This is a genomic window from Bradyrhizobium sp. (genome assembly GCF_049586575.1).
In the GTDB taxonomy this organism is placed as follows: Bacteria; Pseudomonadota; Alphaproteobacteria; order Rhizobiales; family Xanthobacteraceae; genus Bradyrhizobium.
In genome coordinates this window covers 1-6,123 of record NZ_JBAVCF010000544.1, presented here as the reverse complement: position 1 = coordinate 6,123, position 6,123 = coordinate 1, and the positions used below count along the sequence as shown (strand labels likewise).

Here is a 6,123-nt window from a genome sequence, read left to right as displayed (position 1 = left end):
CCTCAGAGGCAAGCCACCTCCGCCACTATTCCTCACCCTGAGGTGCTCGGCGCGAAGCGCCGAGCCTCGAAGGGCGAGGCCACGGCACCTAAAAGTCTCATGCGCATGTTCGGCACGAGCGGCAACCCGACCGCCGGCCAATCTCTCCGCGGTCATCCGCGTGCTGCAAAAGAAAACGCCCGTGCATATCGAGGTGCGCGCCTCGACGGCGTGAGGCCTACTGGTCGGTTTGCCTCCGCGGCTTTGCGAGTATCATAAAGCTATTGCCAGGCGCAAAATCCTAAACGGCGACGATCGTGTGAGCGTCGCCGGCCTCAAGGGCGTTCATGTAGGCCAGAATTAGATCGCGCGTGCGGTAGCGGCCATTGTACATTCTCTCATCGTCCTCACGCACGCCAGGGAATGTGTTGAGGATGTAGCGAACGTTATCGCGATTGACGAAGCCGTAGAGAAGGAAAAATAACGCGTCGAGGCGGGCGCGCAGATGGCAACGCTCCTCGTCGTCCCATTTGAACGGTGATAGGACATCACCGGTCTTCGAATTGACGTGTCCCATGTCGCGCGCAAAACCCTTCAAATCGTGAGCGGTAAAGCTCAGCCGGAGCACATGATTGCCCACAATCTCACTAGCTTTGCTCTGACCAAATTCACGAGCGTAAGATGAGCGCGGCAATACCGGAAGCTGTTCAACGATGTACCAATTAAGATGCTGCCCCTGGACTTTTTGGCGGGCCACAAAATCGAACGCGAACGAATTTAGATTGCCGGCCAATATTGCCGCTATTTTCGCCTGCTCGTGATGGCTGAGCGTCTTCTCTGGCAAGATTACCGGCAGCGTGTTTCCTATCGCTGTGGCCGGAACGATGGCCGCAATCATTGTCCGCTGGTTCGTGGGTGATGTGACGTCTTTATATGCGAGGAAATATTCATACTTCGGAACTTCGGTGCTCCCTCTCTTTATCCAGAACTGAGGTGCGGGAGCCCAATTCGGGTCTTGGTGATTTTCCACTGACGCCGGTTCTGGCTGAGCCGGTCTATGCACATTTAGCAGGTTAACAACCACGCTCGCCGCGCGATGATCGAACGCTTGGACCATCTTTCCTTCATAAAGTGGTATCCACTCGGAATCTCCGGTACGCCAACAATTTCCGCTCACCGGAAACGCATGTTCCCTCTCCTCAAGTTCTGTCTTAGTTCGAAACAGATGAGAATCTGAGGTCATGTTGACCATTTGCGAATAACTTATTGGCCATAACCTTCTAGGCTCGTGGTGCGAACGGTCAATCAACACCGGGCATGTTTTGTAAACAGATTTTGTAAGTTCGGCGTCACGCCGAGTAATAAATATAGGAGCCGTCCCTGTGTTGGGATTAAGTCTGCTAAAATCAGAAGCTGACAGCGAAAAACATCTCTCAGGGGCGGAGAGTTCTGATACATCGTGCAGGAAGGATGCGTAGCTTGCCGCGGAGAACCTTTTCTTTGGACTAGCGACGACCACACAGAATTTGAAGCGACTATCAACGTCAGGGAAAAACGGCTGGTCGTTATAAAGAGTGCGCCTGTTTTCAAAATCGTAGAGGGCTTTTAATCTTCCCTCAACTGCTACTTCTTTAAAGAATTTGCTAGAAGATAGGTCAGAAGCTATGCCGGACGGCGTAAGCATACCGACCATGCCTTCAGGGCGGACGATCTGAAACCCCCGTTCAACAAATAACTTATAGAGATTTAGTTTCCCAATATTCAGCAAATGATACTGGGTCCCGCGGGCGACCGCAGTAGCTGCTGCCACGCGGGCACTTGCAGCACAGTATTCGCGCCAGAGTGGCGCATTTGCTCTCTTTAAGGCGGAAATACGGGCTTTCCGCTTTGCTCCGCTAGGTTCCAGGGCGATCTCAACAGCACGATCTGCAAACCAATGTACCTCTTCAAATTCGAAGCGATCCCACGGAGGATTGCCGATCACCGCATCGAAGCCGCCTTTCGGCTCCGCGCTTTCCCAGTCTGCCCAGACACCTGGAAACGCCACTTCCCAGTGAAAGAAATGCTCTTGTTGCGCGAGCGCTTGTGCATCGTGCAAAAGCGCAGGAAGGTTTTTCGCTGCGGCTTGCTTCGCTTTCCGCTCAGCCTTCGCGCGTTTGCTCAGGTGTTTTTCATCGACTGCCTCTGCATCCATAATTTTCAAAGGTGACAGGCCAGCCGCAACAAGGACGGGATCGCCGTAGGTCCCGCGCAATAGACCATCAAGTGCTAAGCGGCGCTGCGGCGGTTCATCGCCGAGCCATCTGAGCGCGTGCCAAAAGCCCAGAAACCGATTTAAAGGCTCGGTAACTTCACATACGCCGCCGAAGGTCTGTTCCGATTCGCGAACTTCGGTCAGATCGGCGTCCGTTGCGGTCTCGATTTGTTGCATCATGCGGGCAGCTTGACGGGCGCGCACGACGGAATTCTGAATGAACAAGCCAGCGGCCTGCGAAAGCTCGCGTTCGGTTTTGCCCACCCATTCGCCAAACAAGCTGTCGCCACAGCGCAAATGATGGTCGAGAAACGAAAGCGGCGCGCCGACTGTAAAGGTGTGGAGCCACAGAGAGACTTTCGCGAGTTCAACTGCCATCGGATTCTTGTCGACGCCATACACGACACGCTTGAGCACCATGCGGCGCACGATCATCCGGTCTTCAAGCTGCTCCGGGCGGACTGCCCATTTGTTTGTTTTTGCCTCTTGCAAAATGCGCGATCGGATTGCTGCGATCCTTTGGGCCAGGGGCGAAGTGTATTGGGCCCAAGAAACTACCTTTGGAGCATCGGCGAGAGCTTCAATCACGTGGTCTGCTAAATAGTCGACGAGGTGGACGAGAAAGTGACCGCTGCCCATGGCAGGATCGCATACTTTCAGTTCGAGCAACGCCGTCGCGAGATCGTGTTGCCTTAGTTCACTTAGACGATCGGAGACCGGCGATTTTCTGCTCTTGAGTGTGGCGGCTTTTGCGCTGAACGTTTGGCTCCGCTCCTCCACCAGAGGCCCAACGGTCTGATCGACGATCAGCGCCACAAGTTCGTCGGGCGTGTAGTAGCTTCCCGAGCTCTTTCGAGCATAAGGGTTTAATTGAATTTCGATATTACCGTCCTCGCGGAGCACCGGTTCATACTCTAACAAGCGCTCATAGATAGAGCCCAGCTGTTGCACGGACAGGTCGCGATAATTGATGAATTTCTTTTCATCTCCTTGAGTACGAGAAAGCTTGTCGACGAGCGGTGCGAACGTTGCATCGGCAATTTCCACGCCCTCCAGCAATGCGTGAGAATTCTTATCGAAGAGTCCGCCGTTGTAGGGCGGGAGACCGATGCCTGCATCGCCTCCGTCGATCAGGTGGAATAGTGTCCTTGCGTGGTCCCAGTAATGCGCGGCCTTGGTGCTGAATGTGACTCCGTCGTCAATCCGTTTTGCCACTTCCTGACGAACGCGCTTGAATAATCCATGGTCCTCGTAGCGCGCGTCTCTCCGCGGTAACAAATCGCGATCTTCCGCGTAGAGAATAAACAGCAGGCGATACAGCAGTGTCATGGCGGCCTGCCTGATCTCGGACAAAGCCGCTCTTGGCGCCGCATGGGCCAAAACGGAAACCAGGCCTGGAAACACTTTCTCAAATGTCAGGTCGCTAAGGTCCTTTGCGAGACCTGCTTCCCAGCGACGGCCTTCTTCGAGCGCGACGTCATGAAACGTTCTGCTCTTGTCCCGCGTGGGCAAAAAGGCTTGACGCCGAAACATGAGAACGAAAATTTTGAGTAATTGATCGGCGTCTTCGGTCGTGGGTGCAAAAAGGTCTCCCTCAACTCCTTCGAGGTCCAGCAAAACGCCAAAGTCGATTTCGAGAAACTGCTCAGAACGCGACTTCGCTCTTTGCGAGTACAATCGCCAAATGCGGCCGTTGGTAAGAACGCCCCAAAGAATGCGACCCTCCGACATGACGTCCGCACGCGTGAGGTAGCGCAGCATCTGCGTTGAAGGGACTGCGTCACCCGAACCTTGGTCAAGCGGCAGTTCCCACTTCTTCGCTTCGCAAATTAATACGCCGTGACGGAATTTGTCGGGCGCCCTCTTTACTTTGTCTGCTCGCAAGAGTGATTCAGCATCAGGTAGAAGGAGTGCATCGGGAATATCCTCGTGCCCCTTCTTTGCCATCGTGTTTTTGCGCAGGATGAGGTCCGCCCATCCGAGGGCGTTGAATACTGGATAGATGACCCGCTCTTCAGTATCGGCTTCGTTGTGGGTTGCACCTGAAACGAATGGATCTAGAATCTTCTTCAATGCCGATTTGACACTGAGGAATTCGACATCGGTAAATTCCTGCCAGTCCGGCGTACCCTTTATGCCTTCGCGTAAGAAGTCTTATGTAAAAAGAGTCCCGTTCTGCATCAGCTGGGCGCTGGTCGAATTCAGCGCTTCCTGTTTTTGTTTGCCTTACATCGTTCAGTCGTTCCGTAACCGCGGCGTTCGCAACACGGAGTGGCACGCTTTGGATGACACTTAGTTGTATTATCCGATGGACGGCCGATTCACCATCGAAACGCAGTCGCACTTAATCAGGCGCCCATGGAACTAGCCAGCCGTCTCCGCGGTAAGGTATTGCTTGTGCTAATGATTCGCAGAACTTCCATGTGCTCAGTCAGCTTGGCGGGAGCGACAAGCGCTGAGATAAAATGACTACAGAATCAACATCAACGGTCGCTAAAATCGTGATAAACCTTGACAAAGTCCCGCGACAAGTTGTCCCGCTCCTCGTACAGGACGCCAGCCGAGTGACGAGTGGCTGGCGGGAGCGAGTCCGGTGCTCGCGGGCAGAGGGTTCGTCCCCTTTGCACTCGGGCGGCGTCGGGCATCAGCCTGCCCGCACAATGACCGGTGCGTGAGGTGCTCACTGGACGGTGACAGGCGCGATGCGGGTAACACCGGTGGAGACGCGCACGATCTTCGCCGCGTTTGGCGATCCATAGGATCGTGCGCTCCGGCCGAGTCTGCGGAGACGTGGGCTGACGCTGAGCCTTGGGGAACGGCTGTCTACCGGCTTTCAGCAATATTTGTACGAATAGGTTTGAGTGTCGCGGAATTGCGGTGACGGTTTACTATTCCCTTCACCCGATCCCAACTCGACATCCGTCTTCCTTTCCTACCGCACGCATCGTTTAAATTGTGCGCGGGGCCTATCTATCGTGCAATCAGTCCTTATATACATTGCGCCTTCCAACCCACAGCAGCATCAACGAGCGCCGCAAAGGGCGGATTTTTTTGGAAGGCGGCAAACAGGCTCGGCGTTATGAGCCAGAAATGACATATTATGGTGGAGTTTATGGGCGCACTTGTGGCGATGGGTATTTTTGTCGCTTGGTGCGATCTCACTGATTCGTGGACTGGTTTGCTCCGTCCGGTCCGCGCGCTTCTCCCGCCGTATTCAAAGTAGTCGGCCATGAGTCCGGGTCGAAATTTCACCATGAGCCCGGATCAAGCCCGGGAGCGGGCAGAAAAAAGCTTCAAGAAGGAAGAGCGCGCGCGGGATGGTCGAGCGGCGATGACAGAATATGATGTTGACGCTGTCGCCGTTCGCGCCAAGACCGTGCGGTTGAAAGCCCTTCGCCTGGCCAAGGAAGCCCAGGCCCTGATCGAGGCGCCGCCCGCGAAACCGATCAAGCAACCGACCAAGCGGCGCGTCCGGGCGTCGCCGGACATCATCGCTGTTTGAACTTTCAGGCTCGGCGTCGCTTGCGCCCAAAACCGGCACGGATGCAGGCGTGCATTCTGACGTCCGCGAACCGTGATCGGCCTGCGAATCATGGCTTTCACGGCAGAGCAGCCGTGTGTGCCCGCGCCAACGTTCGCCGAAAAATCAATGCGAATTCAACGTTTTGTCTCTAGCGGCGCGACTTTTCTTGACAAAGTCCTGCGACAAGGAATAAAAGCCCTTTGTCTCGCTCCTCGTACAGGACGCCAGCCGGGTGACGAATGGCTGGCGGGAGCGGGTCCGGTGCTCGCGGGCAGAGGGTTCGTCCCCTCTGCACTCGGGCGGCGTCGGGCATCAGCCTGCCGGCACAATGACCGGCATGTGAGGTGCTCACTGCACTGGGATTTGT

General features: G+C 55.2%; 2 protein-coding genes. One reads left to right on the top strand and one right to left on the bottom strand.

Annotation, left to right across the window (positions count from 1 at the left end):
• Positions 1 to 280: 280 nt before the first annotated feature.
• The gene (locus WB528_RS20420; RefSeq protein WP_423890219.1) at positions 281 to 4,306 is read right to left on the bottom strand and encodes an Eco57I restriction-modification methylase domain-containing protein; all 4,026 of its coding nucleotides are present in this window, start codon (positions 4,304 to 4,306) and stop codon (positions 281 to 283) included.
• A gap of 1,258 nt (positions 4,307 to 5,564) precedes the next feature.
• Between WB528_RS20420 and WB528_RS20415 the strand changes: the two genes are divergently transcribed.
• A complete protein-coding gene (locus WB528_RS20415; RefSeq protein WP_423890218.1) occupies positions 5,565 to 5,735 on the top strand; it encodes a hypothetical protein in 171 nt (56 codons plus the stop codon).
• Positions 5,736 to 6,123 lie beyond the last annotated feature (388 nt).